At 72.4% G+C, this 23,447-nt stretch carries 19 protein-coding genes; 9 read left to right on the top strand and 10 right to left on the bottom strand.

Annotation, left to right across the window (positions count from 1 at the left end):
- Window positions 1–162: 162 nt before the first annotated feature.
- On the bottom strand, window positions 163–840 hold the full coding sequence (locus ACZ6WH_RS33165) for a bifunctional DNA primase/polymerase (protein WP_469733112.1): 678 nt from the start codon (window positions 838–840) through the stop codon (window positions 163–165).
- Between the two features lie 442 nt (window positions 841–1,282).
- On the opposite strand from ACZ6WH_RS33165, the gene nsdA reads away from it, so the two are divergent.
- The 5 genes from nsdA (at window position 1,283) to ffh (ending at window position 10,499) form a co-directional block, all read left to right on the top strand.
- Complete coding sequence (gene nsdA / locus ACZ6WH_RS33170; protein ID WP_469733229.1) at window positions 1,283–2,773, top strand: transcriptional repressor NsdA; 1,491 nt, start codon at window positions 1,283–1,285, stop codon at window positions 2,771–2,773.
- Window positions 2,774–3,108: 335 nt separating this feature from the next.
- The gene (locus ACZ6WH_RS33175; protein WP_469733114.1) at window positions 3,109–4,542 is read left to right on the top strand and encodes an ammonium transporter; all 1,434 of its coding nucleotides are present in this window, start codon (window positions 3,109–3,111) and stop codon (window positions 4,540–4,542) included.
- On the top strand, window positions 4,539–4,877 hold the full coding sequence (locus ACZ6WH_RS33180) for a P-II family nitrogen regulator (RefSeq protein WP_361556198.1): 339 nt from the start codon (window positions 4,539–4,541) through the stop codon (window positions 4,875–4,877). Before ACZ6WH_RS33175 ends, ACZ6WH_RS33180 begins: the two co-directional genes overlap by 4 nt.
- 1,064 nt (window positions 4,878–5,941) lie before the next feature.
- Window positions 5,942–8,632, top strand: coding sequence for a [protein-PII] uridylyltransferase (locus ACZ6WH_RS33185; protein ID WP_469733231.1), 2,691 nt, complete (start codon window positions 5,942–5,944; stop codon window positions 8,630–8,632).
- A 307-nt stretch (window positions 8,633–8,939) separates the two neighbouring features.
- The gene (gene ffh / locus ACZ6WH_RS33190; RefSeq protein ID WP_432859161.1) at window positions 8,940–10,499 is read left to right on the top strand and encodes a signal recognition particle protein; all 1,560 of its coding nucleotides are present in this window, start codon (window positions 8,940–8,942) and stop codon (window positions 10,497–10,499) included.
- Between the two features lie 234 nt (window positions 10,500–10,733).
- Here ffh and ACZ6WH_RS33195 read toward each other — a convergent pair whose 3' ends face one another.
- From ACZ6WH_RS33195 to ACZ6WH_RS33235, 9 genes are all read right to left on the bottom strand, one after another.
- On the bottom strand, window positions 10,734–12,050 hold the full coding sequence (locus tag ACZ6WH_RS33195) for a phosphopentomutase (protein WP_469733116.1): 1,317 nt from the start codon (window positions 12,048–12,050) through the stop codon (window positions 10,734–10,736).
- Between the two features lie 225 nt (window positions 12,051–12,275).
- Window positions 12,276–13,769: an alanine racemase gene (locus ACZ6WH_RS33200; RefSeq protein WP_469733118.1), complete on the bottom strand. Its 1,494-nt coding sequence runs from the start codon at window positions 13,767–13,769 to the stop codon at window positions 12,276–12,278.
- Between the two features lie 2 nt (window positions 13,770–13,771).
- The gene (locus ACZ6WH_RS33205) at window positions 13,772–14,911 is read right to left on the bottom strand and encodes an aminotransferase class V-fold PLP-dependent enzyme (protein ID WP_469733120.1); all 1,140 of its coding nucleotides are present in this window, start codon (window positions 14,909–14,911) and stop codon (window positions 13,772–13,774) included.
- Between the two features lies 1 nt (window position 14,912).
- Window positions 14,913–15,854 carry a phosphotriesterase family protein gene (locus ACZ6WH_RS33210; protein ID WP_469733122.1) on the bottom strand — a complete coding sequence of 314 codons (942 nt, stop codon included), beginning with the start codon at window positions 15,852–15,854 and terminating at the stop codon, window positions 14,913–14,915.
- A 210-nt stretch (window positions 15,855–16,064) separates the two neighbouring features.
- Window positions 16,065–17,435: a YhfT family protein gene (locus ACZ6WH_RS33215; protein ID WP_469733124.1), complete on the bottom strand. Its 1,371-nt coding sequence runs from the start codon at window positions 17,433–17,435 to the stop codon at window positions 16,065–16,067.
- A 27-nt stretch (window positions 17,436–17,462) separates the two neighbouring features.
- The gene (locus ACZ6WH_RS33220) at window positions 17,463–17,822 is read right to left on the bottom strand and encodes a DUF2620 domain-containing protein (RefSeq protein WP_432859173.1); all 360 of its coding nucleotides are present in this window, start codon (window positions 17,820–17,822) and stop codon (window positions 17,463–17,465) included.
- Window positions 17,819–18,205, bottom strand: coding sequence for a PRD domain-containing protein (locus ACZ6WH_RS33225; RefSeq protein ID WP_469733129.1), 387 nt, complete (start codon window positions 18,203–18,205; stop codon window positions 17,819–17,821). The genes ACZ6WH_RS33220 and ACZ6WH_RS33225 overlap by 4 nt, the downstream gene beginning before the upstream one ends.
- A gap of 220 nt (window positions 18,206–18,425) precedes the next feature.
- Window positions 18,426–19,364: a GntR family transcriptional regulator YhfZ gene (gene yhfZ, locus ACZ6WH_RS33230; protein WP_469733131.1), complete on the bottom strand. Its 939-nt coding sequence runs from the start codon at window positions 19,362–19,364 to the stop codon at window positions 18,426–18,428.
- Between the two features lie 250 nt (window positions 19,365–19,614).
- A complete protein-coding gene (locus ACZ6WH_RS33235; RefSeq protein ID WP_469733133.1) occupies window positions 19,615–20,511 on the bottom strand; it encodes a class I SAM-dependent methyltransferase in 897 nt (298 codons plus the stop codon).
- A gap of 601 nt (window positions 20,512–21,112) precedes the next feature.
- Here ACZ6WH_RS33235 and ACZ6WH_RS33240 point away from each other — a divergent pair.
- From ACZ6WH_RS33240 to rimM, 4 genes are all read left to right on the top strand, one after another.
- A complete protein-coding gene (locus ACZ6WH_RS33240; protein ID WP_432859181.1) occupies window positions 21,113–21,700 on the top strand; it encodes a hypothetical protein in 588 nt (195 codons plus the stop codon).
- Window positions 21,701–21,967: 267 nt separating this feature from the next.
- Window positions 21,968–22,411 (top strand): 30S ribosomal protein S16, encoded by a 444-nt coding sequence (rpsP, locus tag ACZ6WH_RS33245; RefSeq protein WP_030267147.1) that lies wholly within the window; start codon window positions 21,968–21,970, stop codon window positions 22,409–22,411.
- Window positions 22,412–22,413: 2 nt separating this feature from the next.
- Window positions 22,414–22,653 (top strand): RNA-binding protein, encoded by a 240-nt coding sequence (locus ACZ6WH_RS33250; RefSeq protein ID WP_030267150.1) that lies wholly within the window; start codon window positions 22,414–22,416, stop codon window positions 22,651–22,653.
- Between the two features lie 169 nt (window positions 22,654–22,822).
- Window positions 22,823–23,446: a ribosome maturation factor RimM gene (gene rimM, locus ACZ6WH_RS33255; protein WP_469733136.1), complete on the top strand. Its 624-nt coding sequence runs from the start codon at window positions 22,823–22,825 to the stop codon at window positions 23,444–23,446.
- The last annotated feature ends 1 nt before the right edge of the window (window position 23,447 follow it).

The following is a 23,447-nucleotide window of genomic DNA, read 5'->3' on the forward strand; positions in this document are numbered from 1 at the left end:
GCGCCGGGAAGCCGGGGCGGCTGAACCGGGGCGGCTGAATCGAGGCCGGGCCGGGGGCGGATGCGTACGGCGCGCCCGCCGCATCGTTTTCCCACCCGGACCGCACCCATCAATTGAGCAACCCCCACGGCGCCCCACCACCTCCGCGAGAGCGGCGCCGGCTTAGGCGCAAAGCCGGTGACAGACGTACGCCAGGGTGCCCAGCAGCAGCTTCGCCTCCGGGGGATGGCCCGCGCTGTCCAGCGTCGGCGGCCGCAGCCAGCGCATCGGCCCCAGGCCCGCGAGGTCGCACGGCGGCGCGACGACGTGATCGCCGGGGCCCAGGCAGCGCAGGTCGAGCGAGGCGTCGTCCCAGCCCATGCGGTACAGCAGGGTCGGCAGCCCGGCGGCGGCGCCCGGCGCCACGAAGAACAGCGCCCGCCCGGTCGGGGCGGCGGCCACCGGGCCCAGGGGCAGGCCCATCCGTTCGAGCCGGACCAGGGCCGTGCGGCCCGCCGCGACCGGTACGTCCAGGACGTCGAAGGTGCGGCCGACCGGCAGCAGCACGGCGGCGCCCGGCGTCTCCGCCCAGACCTCCGCCGCCTTCTCCAGCGTGGTGCCGGCGGGCAGGGCGTCCGCGAAGGCGAGGGGGTGCGCACCGGGCGCCGCGCAGTCCGCCGTCCCGCACGAGCAGGCCGTGCGGCCGTCGCCGCCCCGCGCCGCGCGGGCGCCGGGGACCACGTCCCAGCCCCAGAGCCCGGTGTACTCCGCCACCGCGGTGCCCTCGGCCGAGCGGGCGCGCCTCTTGGTGCCATGGCGGATGTCGCGGAACTCCCGGATGCCGCCGATCGTGAAGCCCATGCCCCCTCCAACGGGTCCTGCATGCCAGTGGTTACGTGCCGGAGTTTTGCCGTAACGCTCCGTCGACAGTCGTCACCGTCGATGGTGTGACGTAGTGCTTCGGGTTGTGCGGCACGGCACGCGCGCCCTTGAGTGCTTCTCTCCGCCCAACCCTTTGCGACCTGTGTCAAGTCAATCGCGATGAGCCGCGGAGGAGTTCATTCGAAGGGGTGGCGAATGGTGGCGTTTCCCGGCTCGGCCTCGCGGGAGGCGTGATCGTAGGATTACTTTCGGTGCACGAACCGGGAGGGGTATCCGCCAAGCGGGTATGCCAAAGGCAAGAGAGTGACCGTCCGGCGGCTTTCCGGCGGCCGGAATCCGTGGTCGGCTGGGGTCACTCCAGGACAGGCGTCGCGAAGGAGCGGCATCCTGTCGGAGGTTCGTGACAGAGCGGCAGATCCGGATGGGGGCGTTCGAGTTGGGCGGCAACGGCGGCACGTGCGCTGACAAGCGCCCGAACGAGCAACTGGGCTCGTGGTTCGTGCGCAGCGGCTGGTCCAAGGGCGAACTCGCCCGCCAGGTCAACCGCCGCGCCCGGCAGCTGGGCGCGCACCACATCAGTACCGACACCTCGCGGGTCCGCCGCTGGCTGGACGGCGAGCAGCCGCGCGAGCCGATCCCCCGGATCCTCTCCGAGCTGTTCTCCGAGCGCTTCGGGTGCGTCGTGGGCATCGAGGACCTGGGCCTGCGCAGCGCTCACCAGTCCCCGTCCGTCTCCGGCGTCGACCTTCCCTGGGCCGGACCCCAGACGGTCTCGCTCATCAGCGAGTTCTCGCGCAGCGACCTCATGCTGGCGCGGCGCGGCTTCCTCGGGACCTCGCTGGCGCTGGCCGCCGGGCCCGCCCTCATCGAGCCCATGCAGCGCTGGCTGGTCCCCACGCCCGCCGGCGGTGCGGGCGAGGCCGGATCCGACGGCGGCGGACGCCGCCGCGGACGCCGGCTCTCGCAGCCCGAGCTGGAGCTGCTGGAGTCCACCACCATGATGTTCCGGCAGTGGGACGCCCAGTGCGGCGGCGGGCTCCGCCGCAAGGCCGTCGTCGGGCAGCTCCACGAAGTCACCGACCTGCTCCAGGAGTCGCATCCCGAAGCGGTCTCCAAGCGGCTCTTCAAGGTCGCCGCCGAACTGGCCGAGCTGGCGGGCTGGATGAGCTACGACATCGGTCTGCAGCCCACGGCGCAGAAGTACTTCGTCCTCGCGCTGCACGCGTCCAAGGAGGCCGGCGACAAGCCCCTGGGCTCCTACATCCTCTCCAGCATGAGCCGCCAGATGATCCACCTCGGGCGCCCCGAGGACGCCCTGGAGCTGATCCACCTCGCGCAGTACGGCAGCCGGGAAATGGCCACCCCGCGCACGCAGGCCATGCTGTATGCGATGGAGGCCCGCGCGTACGCCGGCATCGGCCACCCCAGCAAGGTCAAGCGGGCCGTGCGGATGGCCGAGGACACCTACGCCGACGTCGAGCCCGGCGCGCAGCTCGAACCGGACTGGATCCGCTTCTTCTCCGAGGCCGAGCTGAACGCCGAGAACGCCCATTCCTACCGTGACCTCGCCTACGTCGCCGGGCGCAGTCCCACGTACGCCTCGCTGGCGCACCCGGTGATGGAGCGCGCCGTCGAGCTGTTCGGCAAGGACCAGGAGCACCAGCGCTCGTACGCCCTCAACCTCATCGGCATGGCCACGGTCCACCTGCTGCAGCGCGAGCCCGAGCAGTGCGCGGACATGGCCCAGAAGGCCATACCGTTCGCGAAGCAGGTGCGCTCGGAGCGGGTCAACACCCGGCTGCGCAAGACCGTCGACACCGCGGCCCGGGAGTTCTCCGACGTCGCCGAGGTCATTCAGCTCACCGAGGAACTGCAGCACCATCTGCCGGAGACCGCCGCGGAGGCCGTCTAGAGAGGCCCGGCCCCGCACGGAGGCCGCCCAGCGGCCCGGCCCACGCGGCATCTCCCGCGCACGGCCGGTACCGCCGAAGACCCCGGCCGCGACCACGCCCCGTACAGTCCGACTCGGCTCCCCCATCGCCAGGTCTGAGGGCAGTGGTCGCGGCCGGTCCGCGGTTTCCGTGGCCTCCGCAGGCGTTCATCCGGGCGTAACACCGCCGTCGCCTTCGTCACGGCGGCGAAACACCGGGGCGCTCCACCGGAAACGGCGCTGCGTCAATCTCGTGGCGAAAGTCGGCCCATCAGCACCACCCCCGCACGGGCCGCATCGACGACGAGGAGACGCCGATGCCCCCAGGCATCCTGACGCTCGCAGCAGACAAGGCCGAGCTGAGCCCGGCCGACACCGGATTCATGCTGATCGCCACCGCCCTGGTGATGGTGATGACCCCCGCGCTCGCGTTCTTCTACGGCGGCATGGTCCGCGTGAAGAGCGTTCTGAACATGCTGATGATGAGCTTCATCAGCCTCGGCCTGGTGACCGTGCTGTGGGTGCTGTACGGCTTCAGCCTCGCCTTCGGCACCGACCACGGCTCCGTCATCGGCTTCAGCGGCGACTACGTAGGACTCAGCGGCATCGGGCTCACCGAGCTGTGGGACGGCTACACCATCCCGGTCTACGTCTTCGCGGCCTTCCAGCTGATGTTCGCCATCCTCACCCCCGCCCTGATCAGCGGTGCGCTCGCGGACCGGGTGAAGTTCACCGCCTGGGCGCTGTTCGTCGTCCTGTGGGCGACGATCGTGTACTTCCCGGTGGCCCACTGGGTCTGGGGCGCCGGCGGCTGGCTCTTCGAACTCGGCGTGATCGACTTCGCGGGCGGTACGGCCGTCCACATCAACGCCGGTGCCGCGGCGCTGGGCGTGATCTTCGTCGTGGGCAAGCGGATCGGCTTCAAGAAGGACCCCATGCGGCCGCACAGCCTGCCGCTCGTCATGCTCGGCGCCGGCCTGCTGTGGTTCGGCTGGTTCGGCTTCAACGCCGGCTCCTGGCTGGGCAACGGTGACGGCGTGGGCGCGGTGGCCTTCCTGAACACGCAGGTCGCCACCGGAGCGGCGATGCTCGGCTGGCTCGCCTACGAGAAGCTGCGGCACGGCTCGTTCACCACCCTGGGCGCCGCGTCCGGCGCGGTCGCGGGACTGGTCGCGATCACCCCGGCCTGCGGCTCGGTCAGCCCCCTCGGCGCCATCGCGATCGGCGTGATCGCCGGTGTCCTGTGCGCCATGGCCGTCGGCCTGAAGTACAAGTTCGGCTACGACGACTCCCTCGACGTCGTCGGCGTCCACCTGGTCGGCGGTGTCGTCGGCTCGCTGCTCATCGGCTTCTTCGCCACCGGCGGCGTGCAGAGCGACGCCAAGGGCCTGTTCTACGGCGGTGGCCTGGCCCAGCTCGGCAAGCAGTCCGTCGGTGTGGTGAGCGTGCTGCTCTACTCCCTCGTCGTCTCGTTCGTCCTTGCCAAGGTCATCGACCTGGTGATGGGCTTCCGGGTCAGCGAGGACGAGGAGCTGGCGGGCGTGGACCAGGCCGCCCACGCGGAGACGGCGTACGACTACGGCGGCACCGGCGGCGGCTCGGCTCTGGCCCGTACGACGGCACCGGCGCCTGCTTCCGGTGACGCCCCGGCCTCCGGCGCGGCCGGTGGCACGGCCTCGGCCTCGCAGACAGGATCATCGGATCGGGCCCAGGGCGGGACTCCGGGCAAGGCGAAGAAGGTGGAAGCGTGAAGCTCATCACGGCAGTAATCAAGCCGCACCGGCTGGACGAGGTGAAGGAGGCCCTGCAGTCGTTCGGCGTGCACGGCCTGACCGTCACCGAGGCCAGCGGCTACGGCCGGCAGCGCGGCCACACGGAGGTGTACCGCGGCGCGGAGTACACCGTGGACCTCGTCCCCAAGATCCGCATCGAGGTCCTGGTCGAGGACGCCGACGCCGAACAACTGGTCGAGGTCGTCGTCAAGGCCGCCCGCACCGGCAAGATCGGCGACGGCAAGGTCTGGAGCGTCCCGGTGGAAGAAGCGGTCCGCGTACGGACGGGGGAGCGGGGCCCGGACGCGCTTTGAGGGGGAGCGGGGCCGGACGCGCTTCGAGAGAGGCGGGGCCGGGCGCGCTTGGAGAGGGGCTTGGGGAGCTGTCTCCGTCTCTCGACTCGGTACGCGGCCCCGGGGGACGAGGGCGAGCGGACGCGGGCTCGTGGGGCGGGGCGGGCCGGGTCGGGAAAGGTCGGCCCGGGCTGAGGCTTTGGGTGGCCGGGTGGCCGGGTGGCCGGGTGGCCGGGTGGCCGGGTGGCCTGGTCGGCCGGTGGCTGGGGCGGCCGGGGGACTGGCGGCGGTGGGTGGCTGGTGAGGGGTGGCTCGGCTGCCCCGGCGTCGGCTGCCGGCCGGTGCTCCGGATCTTCGGCTCTCCGGATCTCGCGCTCTCCGGATCTCCGGCGGACAGTGGTCGGTTCGGCGGGGGCCGGGCGGGGTCGGGCGGGCTCGGGTGGGTCGTCGACCGTCGGCCGGTGACCGGTGGCTGCGGTGGGCGGCCGTCGGCGATCCGGGCGGCGGAGCCGGCGTACGGGCGACCGGCGGGCAGCGTCCGGCCCGTACGGGTGAGGGGCGGGCGGCGCGTGGCCGTCCCGGCGGGAAGCGGGCAGCTTGTCCGGACGAGGGGCGGACACGACCACCGGGGGCAGTACCGAGACGACCGAGGAGCGCCTGAGGTGACGGACAGCGTGGAGGAAGCGGCGACGCCCGGCGGGCCGGGCACGGCCCCGGGCGCATCGGGGACGGCGGCCGGGCGCCCGGCCGCCGATGAAGCACGGACGGTGGCCGGGGGTCCGACGTCCGAGGAGGCGCCGGCGGCGGCCGAGGGTCCGGTCTCCGGCGAGGCGCCGATCGCGACCGGGAATCCGGTGTCCGGTGAGGCACTGACGATCATCCAGGGCCCGGCGTCCGGCCGGGCACCAGCCGTAGCCGGCGCGCAGGCTACGGCTGCCGGGCCGACGCCCCACGGTGACGCGGCCGACCCCCGTGACAACGGGGGTGAGCCCCACGACGACGGGGGTGAGGCCCACGAAGACGGAACCAAGTCCCGCCGCGACAGGGCCGAGCCGGACGGTGACGGGGCCACGTCCGATGACGCCATGGCCGATTCCCGCGAGGTCGCCGACGAGGGCGGCTACGCCGCCGCACGGCTGCGGTTGCTCCAGGACGCCGCGGTGACGGGTGCGGACCGCCGTACCGCCCTCGCCCGGCTGACCGACCGGTGGCTGGCCGACCTCTTCGAGAGCGCCGCCGCGCGAAGCGGCGTCGGCGGTGCCGCGCTCGTCGCCGTCGGCGGCTACGGCCGCGGCGAACTCTCCCCCCGCAGCGACCTCGACCTGCTCCTCCTCCACGACGGCAAGGCCTCGGCCCAGGAGGTCGCGGCCCTCGCCGACCGCCTCTGGTACCCGCTCTGGGACCTCGGTCTGGACCTGGACCACTCCGTCCGCACCCTCGCCGAGGCCCGCCGCACCGCCCGCGACGACCTCAAGGCACAGCTCGGCCTGCTCGACGCCCGCCACCTCGCGGGCAGCGCCGATCTCACCGCCGCCCTGCGCACCGCGAGTTTCGCCGACTGGCGCGAGTCGGCCCCCAAACGCCTCCCCGAACTCCACGCGCTCTGCCTGGACCGGGCCGACCGCCAGGGCGAACTGCAGTACCTCCTCGAACCCGACCTCAAGGAGGCCAGAGGCGGCCTCCGCGACGTCACGGCCCTGCGCGCGGTCGCCGCGTCCTGGCTCGCCGACGCGCCCCGGGCCGGCCTGGAAGAGGCCCGCGGCCGCCTGCTGGACGTACGCGACGCCCTGCACCTGGTGACCGGACGGGCCACCGACCGGCTCGCGCTCCAGGAGCAGGACCAGGTCGCGGCGGCCCTCGGCCTCCTGGACGCCGACGCCCTGCTGCGCCAGGTCTACGAGTCGGCCCGCACGATCTCGTACGCCGGCGACGTCACCTGGCGCGAGGTCGGCAGGGTGCTCCGCTCCCGCTCCGTACGGCCGTCACTGCGCGGGCTGATCAGCGGACGGAGTGGACGGAGCGGGCGGACAGCGGGCCGGGGCGAGCGCTCGCCGCTGGCAGAGGGCGTCGTCGAGCACGAGGGCGAGGTCGTGCTGGCCCGCACCGCCCGCCCCGAGCGCGACGCCGTCCTGCCGCTGAGAGCCGCGGCGGCCGCCGCCCAGGCCGGCCTGCCGCTCTCCCCGCACGCCGTGCGCCGGCTGGCATCGGCGGCCCGGCCGCTGCCGGTGCCGTGGCCCGCCGAGGCCCGTGAGGAGCTGCTGACCCTGCTGGGCGCGGGTGCGCGCACGGTGCCCGTCTGGGAGGCGCTGGAGGCCGAGGGGATCATCACCCGGCTGCTGCCGGACTGGGAGCGGGTGCGCTGCCGGCCGCAGCGCAACGCCGTGCACCGCTGGACGGTCGACCGGCACCTCGTCGAGACGGCCGTACGCGCCTCCGCCCTGACCCGGCGCGTCCACCGCCCCGACCTGCTCCTGATGGCCGCGTTGCTGCACGACATCGGCAAGGGCTGGCCCGGCGACCACTCGGTCTCCGGCGAGACCATCGCCCGCGACGTGACCGCCCGTCTCGGCTTCGACGCCAAGGACACGGACGTCGTCGCCACCCTGGTCCGCCACCACCTCCTCCTCATCGAGACCGCCACCCGCCGCGACCTGGACGATCCGGCCACGATCGCCTCGGTCGCCCGAGCGGTCGGTACGGCCGGCACGCTGGAATTGCTGCACGCGCTCACCGAGGCCGACGCCCTGGCCACCGGGCCCGCCGCCTGGAGCCGCTGGCGCGAGGGGCTGGTCGCCGACCTGGTCCGACGGGTCGGCGGACTGCTCGCGGGGGAGCCGGACGCGACCACGACCACTCCGTGGGAGCCCACCGCGGAACAGGAACGCCTCGCCGTCGAGGCCTGGCGCACGGGCGAACCCGTACTGGCCCTGCACACCCGGGCCGAACCGCCCCACCCCGCCCCACAGCCCGCGACCACCCCGGGTTCCCCGAACTCTCCGGCCTCTCGGGGCTCCTCGGCCTTCCCGGACTCTCCGGGCTCTCCGGCTTCTCCCGCCTCTCCGGAAGACCCGGGCCTCGGGGAGGGCCGGGAGACCGCCGGAGATCCGGAACCGGTCGGCGTCGAGCTCCTGCTCGCCGTACCGGACAGACCCGGCATCCTCCCCGCCACGGCAGGCGTACTCGCCGTGCACCGCCTCACCGTCCGCGCCGCCGACCTGCGCGTCATGCCACTGCCGGAGAGCTTGTACGGCACGGAGGACAGCGCGAAGGGCAGCGCGGGGGACACCGCGGAGGACCGCACGGGGGGCAGCGTGGCGGCCGGCGCCCCGCGTGCCGTCACCCGCCGTCCGATGCTGCTTCTCAGCTGGCGGGTGGCGGCCGAGTACGGCTCGCTGCCGCAGGCGGTCCGGCTCCGCGCCGACCTCGTACGGGCCCTGGACGGCACGCTCGACATCCCCGCCCGCCTGGCCGAGCGCGAACGGGCCTACGCGCGGCGCTCGCGGGGCCTCCAGGCGCCGCCGCCCAGGGTGACGGTGGCCCCCGGCGGCTCGCGGTCCGCCACCGTGATCGAGGTACGCGCCCAGGACGCCCAGGGCCTGCTGTACCGGATCGGCCGCGCCCTGGAGGACGCCGGCGTCACCGTGCGCAGTGCCCACGTCAGCACCCTGGGTGCCAACGCCGTGGACGCCTTCTACGTCACCGACGCCGACGGCTCCCCCCTTCCGCCGGCCACCGCGACGGAGGTGGCCCAGGCCGTGGAGCGCGCCTTGAAGTGACCGGATCGCCCTGCCCGCTCCAGCGGCCGGACAGGCCGGACAGGCCGGGCAGGAAGGGCATGACGGGGACCCCACGGACGCGGTGGGCGCGACGGACGCGTCGGGCCCGACGGATGGGGTGGGCGCGACGGACGCGTCAGGCACGACGGACGCGTCGGGCGCCGCAAGCCTGCCGTGGTGCACCCCGCGCACCTGCGGATACCGCCCCCGTCCGCCTCTTCGGGTAGGCCGGGACGTTCTGTACCGTGGGGCGGATACTCTAGAAGCCGATTGACTCCACCCCCGACCCCGAGGATCGACGACCGCCGTGTTCGATACGCTTTCCGACCGCCTGGCGAGTACTTTCAAAAATCTCCGGGGCAAGGGGCGCCTCTCCGAGGCGGACATCGACGCCACCGCGCGTGAGATCCGTATCGCCCTGCTCGAAGCGGATGTCGCGCTCCCCGTCGTCCGCGCCTTCATCAAGCAGGTGAAGGAGCGTGCGCTGGGCGCCGAGGTCTCCCAGGCGCTGAACCCCGCCCAGCAGGTCATCAAGATCGTCAACGAGGAGCTCATCGGCATCCTCGGCGGCGAGACCCGTCGCCTGCGCTTCGCCAAGCAGCCGCCGACGGTCATCATGCTCGCCGGTCTGCAGGGTGCCGGTAAGACCACGCTGGCCGGCAAGCTCGGCCGCTGGCTCAAGGCACAGGGCCACGCCCCGCTGCTGGTCGCCTGTGACCTCCAGCGTCCGAACGCCGTGAACCAGCTCACCGTCGTCGCCGAGCGCGCCGGCGTCGCGATCTTCGCCCCGGAGCCGGGCAACGGCGTCGGCGACCCGGTCAAGGTCGCCCAGGACTCGATCGAGTTCGCCCGTGCCAAGCAGCACGACGTCGTGCTCGTCGACACCGCCGGCCGCCTGGGCATCGACCAGGAGCTGATGCAGCAGGCCGCGGACATCCGGGACGCGGTCAAGCCCGACGAGGTCCTCTTCGTCGTCGACGCCATGATCGGCCAGGACGCGGTCAACACCGCCGAGGCGTTCCGCGACGGCGTCGGCTTCGACGGCGTCGTGCTCTCCAAGCTCGACGGCGACGCCCGCGGTGGTGCCGCGCTCTCCATCGCGCACGTCACCGGCAAGCAGATCATGTTCGCCTCCAACGGCGAGAAGCTGGACGACTTTGACGCGTTCCACCCGGACCGCATGGCGTCCCGCATCCTCGGCATGGGTGACATGCTGTCGCTCATCGAGAAGGCCGAGCAGACCTTCAGCCAGGCCGAGGCCGAGAAGATGGCGGCCAAGCTGCAGAAGGGCCCGAAGGAGTTCACGCTCGACGACTTCCTGGCCCAGATGGAGCAGGTCCGCAAGATGGGCTCCATCTCCAAGCTGCTCGGCATGCTGCCCGGCATGGCGCAGATGAAGGACCAGATCAACAACCTGGACGAGCGGGACGTCGACCGCACCGCCGCGATCATCAAGTCGATGACCCCGGGCGAGCGCCAGGACCCGACGATCATCAACGGCTCCCGCCGCGCCCGTATCGCGCGCGGTTCGGGTGTCGACGTCAGCGCCGTGAAGAGCCTGGTGGAGCGCTTCTTCGACGCCCGCAAGATGATGTCGAAGATGGCCCAGGGCGGCGGCATGCCGGGGATGCCGGGCATGCCCGGGATGCCTGGCATGGGCGGCGGCGCCAAGAAGAAGAAGCAGCAGAAGAAGGCCAAGGGCAAGCAGCGCAGCGGCAACCCCATGAAGCGCAAGGCCGATGAGGAAGCCGCTGCGGCGCGCCGCGAGGCCGCCCAGAACGGCAACCCGCTCGGCCTCCCGCAGGGCGGCCAGGACGACCCGAAGAACTTCGAACTCCCGGAGGAGTTCAAGAAGTTCATGGGCTGAGGCAGCCGAGGCAGCCGAGGCAGCCGATCGGGCTGTCGCAGCTGAGGCGGCTGGTGCACGCCCGCAGACAGTGGCTTCCCACCCCCACGGCCCCGTCCGGAACCCTCCGGCCGGGGCCGTCGGCGTACCCGGAGCGGTGTACGTACCCGGAGCGATGCGCGTCCACGGAGCGGTGTACGTACTCGGGGTGGTGTACGTACCCGGGGCGGGCGCTTCGCGCCGCGGGCGCCCCGGTCAGTGCGCGGCGTGCGGGGAGGGGAAGGCGGCAGCGCCACGTATAGGCCGCTCCGCGTGGAGCGGTGCGCCGCTGGCGAGCCCGGCCGGGCTCAGCCCCAGCGCGACGGCCGCGGTGGCGCCCACGTCCGCCAGCGACGCGGCGTCCGGGAGGCGCTCGGCGGCTTCGGCGCCGGGACGGTGGATCAGCACCGGTACGTACTCCCGCGTGTGGAAGGCGTGCCCGATCGTGGGGTCGTTGCCGTGGTCGCCGGTGACGATCAGCCGGTCCCCGGGCGCGGTGAGCAGCGGCAGCAGCTCCGCGATCCCCTTGTCCACCTGCCGCAGCACCGCCGCGTAACGCTCCGGATCCTGCTCATGGCCGGCCAGGTCGGTCTCCTGCACGTTGCTGACCACCAGCACCGCCCCCTCCTGTCCGGGTCCGCCGTCCTGCCCGGATCCGCCGTCCCGCCCGGCCGCCGCCCGGACCGCGTCCACCGTGTGCCGCAGCACCTCCCCGGTGTCCACAGCCGGCCGCCGTACCGCCGCCTCGCAGGAGAGGAGGTCGGCCGCCTTGCCGACGAGGGTGACGGGGACGCCCGCACGGGCCGCGGCCTCCGGCAGCTGGCGGGTGTGGTCCAGCGGCGCGCCGAGGTGCTGCACCTCCAGCCCGCCGTTGCGGTAGAAGCCGCTGGCGGGGGTGTCCAGCCCGACCGTGCCGGCCTCCCCGTGCCGTACGAACCCGGCCAGCGGCCCGTCGGCGTGCCCGCCCACCGCGATCACCCGCGCCACCGGCGCGACCGTCCTGACCACGCGCGCCACGTCCAGTACCTGCGCGAACGGCGCCTCCGTCAGCCGCGCCGAGGCGTTCCAGTTGATGCCCGGGTCGGCCTCCAGGTTGTCGTGCACCAGCACCCGCCCGTCGACCACGACCAACGGCTTGCCGTCGAGCAGTTCCGTACGGTGCCCGGCGGCCCGCAGGGCAGCGGTGACCTCCGGCAGATGCTCGGCGAGCCGCGCCACCGTCACCCGGCTGAAGTCGGCGCCCATCATCGTCTGATGCCCGGCGTACGTGTCCGCGCCCGGGTAACCCAGCGCCGCCCGGCCGGCCGCGACCGGCAGCGAGGGGCGCGGCGCGAGGTCCGGATGCGGATGGACGGTGCCCAGCCCGAGGGCACCGAACGAGGGCAGCTCCAGGGGGCGGCCGGTCGCCGCACGGTGGTGGTCGAGGAGGTGGCCGAGGGTGTCTGCTTCGGCGTCGCCGGGGCGCAGCGCTCCGGCATCCGGCATCGCGCCGATGCCGAAGCCGTCGACGACGAGGATGACGATCTTGCTCATGGCGGTTCCTGGCGTCCGAGAGGGAAGAGTCTTGTACGGGCCTTGTACGGGCCTTGTATGGGCAGGCGGGGAGGGGAGCGGACCGGTCGAGGCGATCGGTCGCAGCGAGCGGACTGCCCGACGGCCGGTCACGGCGCCGACGGTGCCGCTGTCTGTCGTGTCGGTCGTGTTGGCGATGGCGTTGCCGGTGTCGATCCCGATCTCGGTGCCGGTGCCGGTGATCGGTCAGTAGGGCCTCCCCAGGGGGTCGTAGAGGCCGCTGAGCTTCGGCCTGCCCGAGGACAGTCCGGAGACGACCGCGACGGTGCTGCGGGTGACGAAGATCTGCGTACGGAACGCCAGCACGGCGGTGTCGCCCACCCGCGCGTCCCCCGGGGCGAGCAGCCGGTAGTAGTCGATGTTCGCCGCGGGTGCGTCCTCGACCCGCAACCGCGCCCCGGTACGCGGGATCAGCGCCTCCCGCGCGCCGCCCCGTGCGTAGAAGCCGCCTCCGTACAGCGCGGGCCGGCCGTCGGCGAGGGTGTGGGCCACCTCGCTGACGTACACGTACGCGGGCCGCTCCGGCTGCTCGTGGTCCATCGCGTGCAACGGGGTCGTGCCGGTCAGGGCGTGACCGGGCTCGCCGTGCGTCGCGCCCAGCCGGGCCAGCAGCGGCAGGGTGGCCATCGACGTGGCGCTGGGCGCGCTGAGCTTGAGGTCCGTATGGCCGCGGGCGGCGAGCCGCTCGACGGCCCTGCGGGCCAGCGCGAAGTTGGGCGTCGGCTGCGGCGCCCCGGTCTCCGGATCGCACAGCACGCACGGGAACGCCGTCACACCGGCCACCCGGATCCCCGGCAACCGCTCGGCCTCGTCGAGAAACGCATCCAGCCCCACGCCCGCGCCGAGCCCTGCATCCCCACCGGGTCCAACGCTCGCGCCGACCCCTACGCCCGAGTCGAGCCCTACGGCCGTGCCGAGTCCTGCGTCCGCGTCGAGCCCTACGTCCGTGCCGAGTTGTGTGCCACCGCCGAACCGGAGGCCCCCATCGGGCCGCATGCCGTCGGCGCGTGGTCCGCCCCCTCCGCCACCGCCCGGCCGCACGCCGTCGGTAAGCGACCCGCCGCCGTCCGGCCCGGTACCGCCGGCCAGAGGTCCGTCACCGCCGGGCGGCCCGCCGTCTTCCGTCCGTACGCCGCCTTCCGTCCGTACGCCGTTGTCCAGCCGCACGCCGCCCTCCAGGCGTACCCCGCCCTCCTGGCCCGGATATACGGATCCGGGCGCGCCCTCCAGCCGGATCAGTACGTCCTGGACGAACCCGAGCCGGGTGGCCGCGTCCGAGACGGCGCGGGCGTTCGCGAGGTCGTAGACCGTGACGGTCTCCGGGCGCCAGGCCAGCATCTCGGGCAGCGCGCGCGCCGGGATCTGCACGAGATGGCCCAGGTTGCCGGCCTCGGCTCCCGCCGCGTGCAGGATGCGGGCCTCGGGTGGATCGATGGCCGCGAACCGGGGGATGTGCCGGGCGATGGCCTCGATCAGCTCCGGGTTGCGGCCGATCTGCTTGACCACGAACCACAGTGACAGTCCGAGCCGGTCCGCCTCCCGTGCCAGCAGCGCGGCGTTGGACTCGACGGAGTCGAGATCCATGACGTACGTGTCCGGCGGGATGGCCCCGGATGCGTGCAACTCGGCCGCGAATGCGACCAGTTCGGGGTTGCGGTGCAGGACAGCGTCGAGGAACACGGTCAGTCCCCTGTCTCACGAAGGTCGTGTGTCTCACGAAGGTCGTGCAGCGATCGGCGGAGGATGTCCAGGACGAGGTCCGCGCCGGCGCGCATGGGATTGATCCGCACGGTCCACTCCGCGAGCCCCGGCGCGGCCTCCAGGGACGAGCTCGACATGCGGTAGAACAACGGGGCGATCTCGTAACGGGAGTTGGACCCGACGGGGTAGGGCGCCGCCCCGTACCGCGCCGCCACGGCGGGCAGTTCGCGCGCCACCGGCCGGTCCAGTCGCACCAGCAGACAGCGGTCCTGCGCGTTGGCGATACGGACCTCGGCGACGCCGGGGACCTCGCCGGCCGCCAGCCGCTCGGCCACCTCCGCGCCCACCGCGGACTGCAGCGACCACATCACCGGCACGTGGGTGAGAGCGCGCAGCGCGTCGAGTGCCTGGTGCCCCTGCACCTGGCCGCCCCCGGAGTAGTTGTCCGCGTGCACGCGCGCCACCAGGTCGGCGGCGCCCACCACCACCCCGACGCCCTCCGGGCCGTGCAGCTTGAAGAGCGAGAAGCAGGAGGCGTCGGCGCCCAGCTCGACCCCGCTCCGCGGAACCCGCATGACCGCGTAGTTGTCGTCGACGACCGTACGGACACCCGCCGCACGGCAGGCCGCCAGCACCTCGCCGGGGTCGTAGGAGTCGGCCGGCCGCTGCCGGGTGTGCTGCACGTAGGCCCAGGTGAACCGCCCGCTCGCCAGCGCCTCCGCCAGCGCCGCACGGTCGTTGAAGTCCACCTCGGTCACCGCCACGCCCAGGCCCCGCAGCGTGACGGCGGTGGTGCGGTAGACCGGCGCGCTGTGCAGGAGCAACGGGTCGCCCGCGCCGAGCACCGAGGACAGCGCGGCCCGGATCGCCCCGGTGCCCGCGCCCTGCACGAGGGCGGCGGCCTCGGCGCCGAAGAAGTCGGCGAGCACGGCCTCCACCCTGGCGGTCGTACGCGGCCGGCCGAGTCCGGGGACGACTCCGGCGTCCGCCTCGAAGAGCCGCTCCCCTTCGAAGTGCCGCGCGACGCACTCCATCAGCCGGTACTGGCGGGCGACGGCGTCCTCCAGCGGCACGGTCGGCAGCGGGAAGGTCTCCGGCAACCGGTGTTCCTCCACGGACATCTCAGGCCACCTCCTCGGTGCGCGCGCCGGCCAGGAAGCGGAGCGGATTGCGGCGGGTCATCAGGTCGATCGTGTCGTCGTCCACTCCCGCAGCCCTGAGCCGCGGCAGGAAGGACCGGAACAGATGGCCGTAGCCCTGGCCGCCCTCGGCCCGCAAGTAGCCGTGGCGGGAGACGTCGCAGCTGAGCAGCGCCCGGTCCGCGTGCCCGGCCTCCAGCAGCGCGAGCAGCAGCCGCAGCCGGGTCGCGTCGCTCTGGTAGCTCTCCTTGCCCACCGTGTCGAACGCGACGTACGCGCCCTGCTTGGCCAGCTCCCGGTGCACGCCCGGGTCGTCCAGCAGATCCTGGTGGCCGATGCAGACGCGGTGCGGCGGCAGGCCCTCGGCGGTGAGCAGGGCCAGCTGGGCGGGGCCGCCCCGGCCGAGCTGCGCATGCGTGACCACGGACAGGCCGGTGGACACCGCCGCCCGCGCGGCCGCCGTGAGCGTACGGACCTCCGGCTCGCTCGGCCGCTCCCCGTGGCTCCCGACCTCCCCTATGACGCCGGGCAGCACCCGCTCCGGTCCGATGCCCTCGGTGATCTCGCGTACCAGCGTGCCGGTCAGCTCCTCGACGCCGGCGCCGCCGACCTCCGAGGGGTGGAACGGCTCGTAGTACCAGCCGGTGGCCGCGACGACCGGCACGCCGGAGCCGTGGGCGATCCGGGTCAGTGCCGCCACGTCGCGGCCCATGCCCCGGCAGGTCAGCTCGACGACCAGCGCGAGGCCGTACTCCTCGCGCAGCCCGGTGAGTTCGCGCGTGACCGCGTCGGCGTGGGCGTCGTCGAGCACCGCTGCCCGGTCGGCGTCCCGGCGCAGGTCGAGGGCCAGGTGCTCGTGTGCGAGCGCGGGGCCCCGCACGGCGGCGGGGGAGAGGGGACCGGTGACGGTCCGGATGTCGTGCATGGTGCTGCCTTGCTTCCTTCCTGCCGGAGTGCCGGCTGCGGGGACCGACCGTTGGCCTAAGGGCCGACCGTTGGTCTGGGGGTTGGCCGTTGGTCTGAGGGCCGACCATTGGTCCGGTGACCGGTCGTTGGCCTCCGGGGCCTCGGCCGGACGACCGGTCCGCCCCGTTTCTCGTATGCCGCCGCCCCCGCGAGCCGCGTGCCGGCCGCGTCAGCCGCCCTTGACGGGTGTGAACAGGTCCAGCCAGTACAGGACGTTGAGGGCGATGCCGCCGACGATCACGGCTGCGGGTGCCGCTGCCATGCGGACCACGACCCGGCCCATCGCCTCGTTCAGCAGGTAGAGGCCGCCGACGATGAGGATGCCGAGGCCGCCGCCCATGGCGTTGGCCGCCATCAGCGAGCCGAAGAGGATGGCCAGCTGAAGGGAGTCGCTGATCGCGCCGCGCAGGTGCTCCGAGGAGTCCCGGACCGACGGCAGCCTGCCCAGCACCCGGCCGATCCAGGACAGCGCCAGCACCTCGACGGCGAAGACGACGGCGCCGCATATCAGTGCCAGCCAGGGGTTCGGCAGGAGATAGCCGATCGGGTAGACCAGGGTGAAGCCGGCGATGCCGTACGCGCCCGAGGCCAGCGCCGTGGTGGCGATCAGCGGAACGAAGCCGAAGACACGGTAGAAGTCCACCTGCGCCGCACCGCTGTAGTCGCCCTTGGCGATCAGGAAGCTGGTCGCCTCGCCGCCGCCGAAGATGTGCATCTGGGCCAGCAGGCAGACCCCGGCACCCAGCAGCATGAACAGCGGCAGGTGCTTACGGAGCCGGGTCGCGCTCGCGCTGAACAGCGAGGCCATCGGATCGTCGTCGCCCGACACCGCTTCCGCCGCGTCGTCGCCGTTCGCGATCCGCTCGGCCCGCTCCGCCCTGCGCTCCCGCAGGTCCTTCGAGACGGCGAACGCGATCAGCATCAGCACGCCCACCGCCATGGCGATGGCACCGGCGAAGACGTTCGGCCACAGCTTCATCGTGGCGACGACCAGGACCAGTTCGACGACGCCCGCGATGGCGCCGCGCATCCTGCCGAACTGCTTGGTGATGGCCAGCACCGGAAAGAGCGTGAAGAGGAAGAGGATCGGCGTCGACATCTGCTGCATCGCGGTGAGGAAGTCGACCGGGAGGTCGTGCGCGAGGCTGTTGGCGCCGTTCAGACCGAAGACGATGACCGCGCCCCAGGCCGCGCCGAGGATCGGGGCCAGCCACTTCTTCGGCGAGAGGATGCCGAGGATGTCGGTGGGCAGGAAGACCAGCCACGGGTTCAGCACCCCGGTGGACAGCGCCATCGGCGCGCCCAGCCCGAAGATGAAGCCCGCGGAGAGCCCGAACGACACGGCCGTGGTGGCGCTGCGGGTCGTGCGCCCCTGGATGAAGTCCAGCATGAAGGGGCGTACGCCGTCATTGAAGACGGCCAGGGCCAGATGCGAGATGAAGGCCGTCAGCGCGCAGAGGACGATGACGGTCAGCTGCTGCGGCAGAGACAGGCTGAGGTCTGTGCTGCCGGCGGCTGCGGCGGCGAGATTCCCACTCACGGCTCACTCCTCAATGCCGGGTGCGGTTCAGGCGCCGTGGGCCGCGATGGCGCGGGCGATGACGGGAGCGACGACGTCGATCTGGTCCATGCCGAAGCCGAAGACCTTCTTCCCGTCACCGATGAGCGCCGCCACCTCGTCCTCGGTGGGCACGGAGCGTCCGAATGTGTGGCAGGCGGCGCTGCCCATCAGACCCAGCAGGACACCGAGCGAGGCTCCGGCGCCGGTGTGGCAGGTGCCGAGGTAGTAGTCGGCCTGTCCGGCGCGCAGCTTCATCGCCGCGTCCATGTCGCTGGAGACGACGACGTCCACGCCGTCCAGGGCCAGCTGCTTCACGGTCTTGGCGACGTCGGCCTTGCCGACACCACCGGTGAGGATCTTCGTCATGACGCGTCCCTTCTGACGGCGTTCTTGCGGAGTACGGCGAGATGCATCGCCAGGAAATTGATCTCGGAGTCGGGCAGCGTGGCACCCAGCTCCTTCTCTGCGCGGAAGGAGATGGCCCGGGCGCGCTCGACGGCGTCGGGATGCCCGGCGAGCTCCGCCGCCACCTCCTCGTCGGTGAGGAACTGCTCGATGGGTTCGCCGTTCAGCAGCCGGGTGAGGGCCATCACGAGATGGCTGGTCAGCATCCCTGCGGTGTCCTCGGTGACGGTGTGTCCCTCGGCGGCCAGGGCGGTCAGCTCCTCCTCGACGAAGCGCGTCACCTGCTGAGGCGCCTGTCCGCTCTCCCGGAAGAGCTGGATCCGGAGGGCGAGTCTGTCTTCCATGGGCCGTCCTTTCCTCGCGATGCGTGAGGTGTCCGCGTTATCGACAGTAACCAGGATTCTGGATATTGACGAGAGTCGTGGGGGCTCTTTTTCGAATGAGTGAGTGAAGCTCGCTCTGGTTGACGCTTTGTTCGGTGGGTGTCGGGCGTGGCAGTGACAGAGACCACGCCCGATGCGGGGTGGCGGCAACCGTTTTCTCCGTGGTGCCGCCGCTCCGAGGTCAGTACGAGGGCATGCGCTCGCCGCGCAGTACCTCCCTCTGCAGATCGGTGACGAGCGAGAGATCCACCCCGTCCCGCACCGCGCTCAGGGCTCCCGCACTCTGCGCACGCCCTATGAGTGCGGCGCTGGAGTTGCGGAGCGCCAGATCGCGGGTGATCTCATCGCCCAGCGGCTGTACGTCGACATCCGGCCCGAGGTGGTCCTGAGCCTCGTCGAGATTCCATACCGTGGCGTCCACCTCGCCGCGTGCGAACAGGTCCCGCAGCTGCATGTAGGAGGACTCCACCCATTGGATGTCGTCGCGCCCTACGAACGCGCGCGCGGCCAGCATCCGGAGATCCTCGGACGCGGAGTCGACCGCCACGCGCAGTCCCGGCGTCTCCGGATCGACGCCGTGCCGCAGGAGCAGGCCGTGCGCGCCGACGTACGTGGCCGGGCCGAGATCGGCGACCAGCTCCAGCGGGAGTTCGTCGAGGAACCGGTCGGCGGCGAACCGGGAGAGCACCACCAGGTCGACCTTGCTCGCCAGCAGGGCCTCGACGCGGGTGGCCGCACCGCGCATGAACGTGATGGCGAACGGGGCGCCGGCGCCTTCGAATGCGGTGCGCAGCCCGGTGGCCAGACCCTCGTACCGTCGTGAATAGGGGAGTGGCATGGCGGCGAGCAGTGTGCCCAGTCCGGACAGGCGCCACAGTATGTTGCGGTCGGCCCGCACGAGGAAGGTGCCGAGGTGCCCGCGGGCGACGGTCTCGATCGCACCGGCCTCCTCCAGCATCTGGAGGGCGGCCTGGACCGTGCCGTTGCCCACGCCGAGCTCCTCGGCGAAGTCGCGGACGCGTGGAAGACGGGTGTCCTCGTCATGATTGAGCAGCAGGACCGCGAGCTGCCGGGCAGCCAGTCCGTTGCGAGTGAGGAACCGCTCGTCGACACTGTTCACGCAAATGACAGTAACCAGGATTCTGGATTTTGCCAAGGTGTTTTCCCGCGCGAGTGTGTGCGGCGGGAAAGGTGGCGTACGCGCGAGGGCGGGGCAGGGCCCGGCTGCTCGTCGGCGCCGTGCCGTGGGCCCCGGCGAACGACGCCCGCCCCCTTCCGCGGCTGCGGCAGGGCAACCGGCGTCGGCAGAGCAACCGGCGTTGGGTACAGGGTGCGCCCGGCGCGTCACCGGCCTTGCGGAAGGGCCGCGCTCAGCGCGTACGGGCGATCAGATAGCGGAAGACGTTCGGCATCCACACCGTGCCGTCCGCGCGCTGGTACGGATGCAGCGCCTCGGACAGCTCCTTCTCCACCTGCGCCGGGTCGGCGACCTCCAGAGCGGCGTCGAACATGCCCGTCGACAGCAGCCCGCGCATCGCGCTCGGCATGTCGGCGTACCCGAACGGGCAGGCCACCCGGCCCGAGCCGTCGGGGCGCAGCCCCGCACGCTCGGCCAACTCCTCCAGGTCGTCCCGGCCGCTCGGCCGCCAGCTGCCCGCTCCGGGCGAGGCCGTCCGGTCGAGGGAGACGGACGGATCCGCGAGGCGTTGCGCCACTCGGAGTACGCCGGCCGTCGCGCACCGTTCGAACGGACCCCAGCCGCCGAGCACCACTGGACTGCCGCGTTCGGCGAGCGTCGTCGCCGTCTGCAGGGAGGACACCAGCCCTTCGGCGCTGCCGGCGCAGCCCGCCGGATGGAACGCCGTCACCATGTTGAAGCGGCCCCGCTCCGGGGCGTCCATGCGCTCCGGCCCGCCGCGGGCCAGGCGGGCGGCGGACCCCGCGGAGGCCGCGCTCGCCTCCGGCTGGGGCGTCAGCCGCTCGCGGGCCAGCCGCAGCCGCGGCTCGTCCTCGTCCACCCCGCTCACCTGCGCGCCACGAGTGGCCGCCATGAGCAGGGCGAGCCCCGAACCGCAGCCCAGCGCGAGCAACCGGGTGTGCGGACCGACGTCCAGGCGCTGGTAAACGGCCTCGTACAGCGGCACCAGCATCCGTTCCTGGATTTCGGCCCAGTCGCGGGCGCGCGCCCCCGAACCGGAGCCGCCCGGTACCGGGTGACCAGAAGGGCCGGAACGCTGGAGGCCGTGCTGTACGAGCGTGGGTGTCATGGAAAGCGCCCCTATTCGCCGAGAGCCCGAGCTTGGGAAATGGTCTTCCGCCCCCGATTTGTTGCGCTGTGCCCCCCGATCCAGACAACCCCCCATCGATCCCAGAGTCCAGGGGTTGCGCCCGGTTGTCTACCGCGCGCCCCCGTTTGCGCCCTCCGAGCGCCACCCGGCAGGCGGCGGACGCGGAGGTGACTGTGGTCCTGCGCCGTTCGGGCGCTTCGTTACGGCCGTCACCCGGGTGGCGTACGCCCTCTCGTACCCCCGGCCGTAGGGCGTCCGGGGTGCCGTGGACGGGGTGGTTCCGTACGGCCGCGACGCCACGGGTAGCATCGCGGTGATCAGCGGTCGTCGTCGAGGCGAGGCCGCGCCCTCGGGACTCGTGGGATGCCGGGCACGAAGAAGCCCCGGTGCCGTCCATCCCCGGTAGCGCGCCGGACGTACGCCCCGATACGTGCCGACCAGGTACCCGGTGCGCGTCTCCTCCGGAGAACTGCGCACCCGCCCTCCGTGCGGCGCATGAGCGGAAACTGACCGGTACGTGCAAATTATTTGGGATGCCCCGGAATCGGAACACTGAGCGGCACCGGCTCGTTGTCACGACGTGAGCACGACACCTGTTCTCGCCGCCGAGCTGGCGCTCGCTTGGGCCGACATTCAACGGCACCATCCCGAGCTGCCGGATTTGGCCGCGCCCGAATCCCTGATCGGAGAGTCCTCGTCCGCCTGTGGCGCCGACCTCTCCTTCGAACGGCTGCTCCATGAGGCCGTGCACGGCATCGCCGCCTCCCGCGGCGTCCGCGACACCTCACGCGCCGGTCGCTACCACAACCGCCGATTCCTGGCGATCGCCGAGGAGCTGGGCCTGGACCACGCGGACGAGCCGCATCCCAGCAGTGGCTTCTCCCTGGTCACTCTCAACCCCGAGGCCAGAAGGCGGTACCGCCCCACCATCGAGCGGCTCGGCAGAGCCCTCAAGGCGCACACCGTCGCCACCGCTGCCGACAGCAGCCGGAGCTTCCGCGGCCCGGCGGCGCGGCACGGCTCCTCCGGTGGCGGCGTACGGGTCAAGGCCGTCTGCGACTGCGGACGCAACGTCCGGGTCGTCCCCTCCGTGCTCGCCCAGGCCCCCATCATGTGCGGCGGCTGCGGCAAGCCGTTCCGTATCCCCGAGGTGGCCGCGGTCGGCTGACCGAGGTGCCCAGGCCGGCCGCTCCGCGACACCCGCGGCCGGCCGAGGCCCCGAGGGGCGGGGTGCGGTCCCGCCCGGCGGGAGCGGTGGCGAGGCGCCCGAGGTCGGCCGCCCCACGCTCGTATGGCACAATGGCTAGCTGTACTCGACAGTCGCACAGGACCCCTCTCTCCTCCGGCTGACGCGTCCATCGGGCACTCGGGTACCGCAACCCCACGTGGCATCTCGTTGTGCCCAACCACGTCAACACCAGGAGACACCACTCCCGTGGCAGTCAAGATCAAGCTGAAGCGTCTGGGCAAGATCCGTTCGCCTCACTACCGCATCGTCGTTGCCGACTCCCGCACCCGCCGTGACGGCCGGGCCATCGAGGAGATCGGCCTGTACCACCCGGTGCAGAACCCCTCGCGCATCGAGGTCGACTCCGAGCGCGTCCAGTACTGGCTGGGTGTCGGCGCACAGCCGACCGAGCCCGTCGCGGCCATCCTCAAGGTCACCGGTGACTGGCAGAAGTTCAAGGGTCTGCCCGCCCCGGCCCCGATGAAGGTCGCCGAGCCCAAGGCCGACAAGCGCGCCCTCTTCGAGGCCGCTGCCAAGGACGCCGGTGACGAGCCCAAGGGTGAGGCCATCACCCCCAAGGCCAAGAAGGCTGACAAGAAGGCGGACGAGGCCGAGGCCGAGACGGCCAAGTCCGAGTCGACCGAGGCCTGAGCATGCTCGAGGAGGCTCTTGAGCACCTCGTAAAAGGCATCGTTGACAACCCCGACGACGTGCAGGTCGCCTCGCGCAATCTGCGTCGTGGGCGCGTCCTGGAGGTCCGGGTCCACCCGGACGACCTCGGCAAGGTGATCGGCCGCAACGGCCGCACCGCGCGCGCTCTGCGTACGGTCGTGGGTGCCCTCGGCGGCCGCGGCATCCGCGTCGACCTCGTCGACGTGGACCAGGTCCGCTGAGCATCGGAACACCGGCACGGGCCGGGGTGGGCTTCGGCCCGTCCCGGCCCGTGCCGGTTTGCGGCGGCATTCGGCCGACCGCAACCATCAATTGAGGAACCACGATGGCGAGGACCACCTCCGCGAAAGCGGCGGCGGCTCAGCCGCAAAGAAAGGGCAAGGCGCAATCGTGCAGCTGGTTGTCGCGCGGATCGGGCGTGCCCACGGGATCAAGGGCGAGGTCACGGTGGAGGTGCGCACGGACGAGCCCGAGCTGAGGCTCGCGCCGGGCGCGGTTCTGGCCACCGACCCCGCGTCCACCGGCCCGCTGACCATCGAGACCGGTCGTGTGCACAGCGGGCGGCTGCTGCTGCGCTTCGAGGGTGTGAAGGACCGCACGGCCGCAGAGGCGCTGCGCAACACCCTTCTGATCGCCGAGGTGGACCCCGAGGTCATGCCGGAGGACCCCGAGGAGTTCTACGACCACCAGCTCGTCGACCTCGACGTGGTCACCGCGGACTGCACCGAGGTCGGCCGCATCACCGAGGTCTCGCACCTGCCGTACCACGACCTGCTGGTCGTCGAGCGCCCCGACGGCAGCGAGGTCATGATCCCGTTCGTCACGGAGATCGTGCCCGAGATCGACCTGGAGGAGCAGCGCGCGGTGATCACCCCGCCGCCGGGGCTGCTGGACGAGGACCGGGCCGAGGTCGTCTCCAGCCGGGACACGGCGGACGGTGCCGACTCGACCGGCGCGTCCGAGCAGGACCGCGCCCCCGAAGGCGATCAGCCCTCGCGCGGTGAGGACGCCTGAC

This window comes from Streptomyces sp. NPDC050806, from assembly GCF_055586425.1.

What these genes read in the sequence shown, in the direction of transcription:
- ACZ6WH_RS33210 (WP_469733122.1), bottom strand. Translation starts at nt 15,854, where the DNA reads ATGCACGACATCCGGACCGTCACCGGTCCCCTCTCCCCCGCCGCCGTG.
- ACZ6WH_RS33185 (WP_469733231.1), top strand. Translation starts at nt 5,942, where the DNA reads ATGGCCGATTCCCGCGAGGTCGCCGACGAGGGCGGCTACGCCGCCGCA.
- nsdA (WP_469733229.1), top strand. Translation starts at nt 1,283, where the DNA reads ATGGGGGCGTTCGAGTTGGGCGGCAACGGCGGCACGTGCGCTGACAAG.
- ACZ6WH_RS33175 (WP_469733114.1), top strand. Translation starts at nt 3,109, where the DNA reads ATGCCCCCAGGCATCCTGACGCTCGCAGCAGACAAGGCCGAGCTGAGC.
- ACZ6WH_RS33250 (WP_030267150.1), top strand. Translation starts at nt 22,414, where the DNA reads ATGCTCGAGGAGGCTCTTGAGCACCTCGTAAAAGGCATCGTTGACAAC.
- ACZ6WH_RS33205 (WP_469733120.1), bottom strand. Translation starts at nt 14,911, where the DNA reads ATGTCCGTGGAGGAACACCGGTTGCCGGAGACCTTCCCGCTGCCGACC.
- ACZ6WH_RS33220 (WP_432859173.1), bottom strand. Translation starts at nt 17,822, where the DNA reads ATGACGAAGATCCTCACCGGTGGTGTCGGCAAGGCCGACGTCGCCAAG.
- ACZ6WH_RS33225 (WP_469733129.1), bottom strand. Translation starts at nt 18,205, where the DNA reads ATGGAAGACAGACTCGCCCTCCGGATCCAGCTCTTCCGGGAGAGCGGA.
- ACZ6WH_RS33235 (WP_469733133.1), bottom strand. Translation starts at nt 20,511, where the DNA reads ATGACACCCACGCTCGTACAGCACGGCCTCCAGCGTTCCGGCCCTTCT.
- ACZ6WH_RS33195 (WP_469733116.1), bottom strand. Translation starts at nt 12,050, where the DNA reads ATGAGCAAGATCGTCATCCTCGTCGTCGACGGCTTCGGCATCGGCGCG.
- ACZ6WH_RS33165 (WP_469733112.1), bottom strand. Translation starts at nt 840, where the DNA reads ATGGGCTTCACGATCGGCGGCATCCGGGAGTTCCGCGACATCCGCCAT.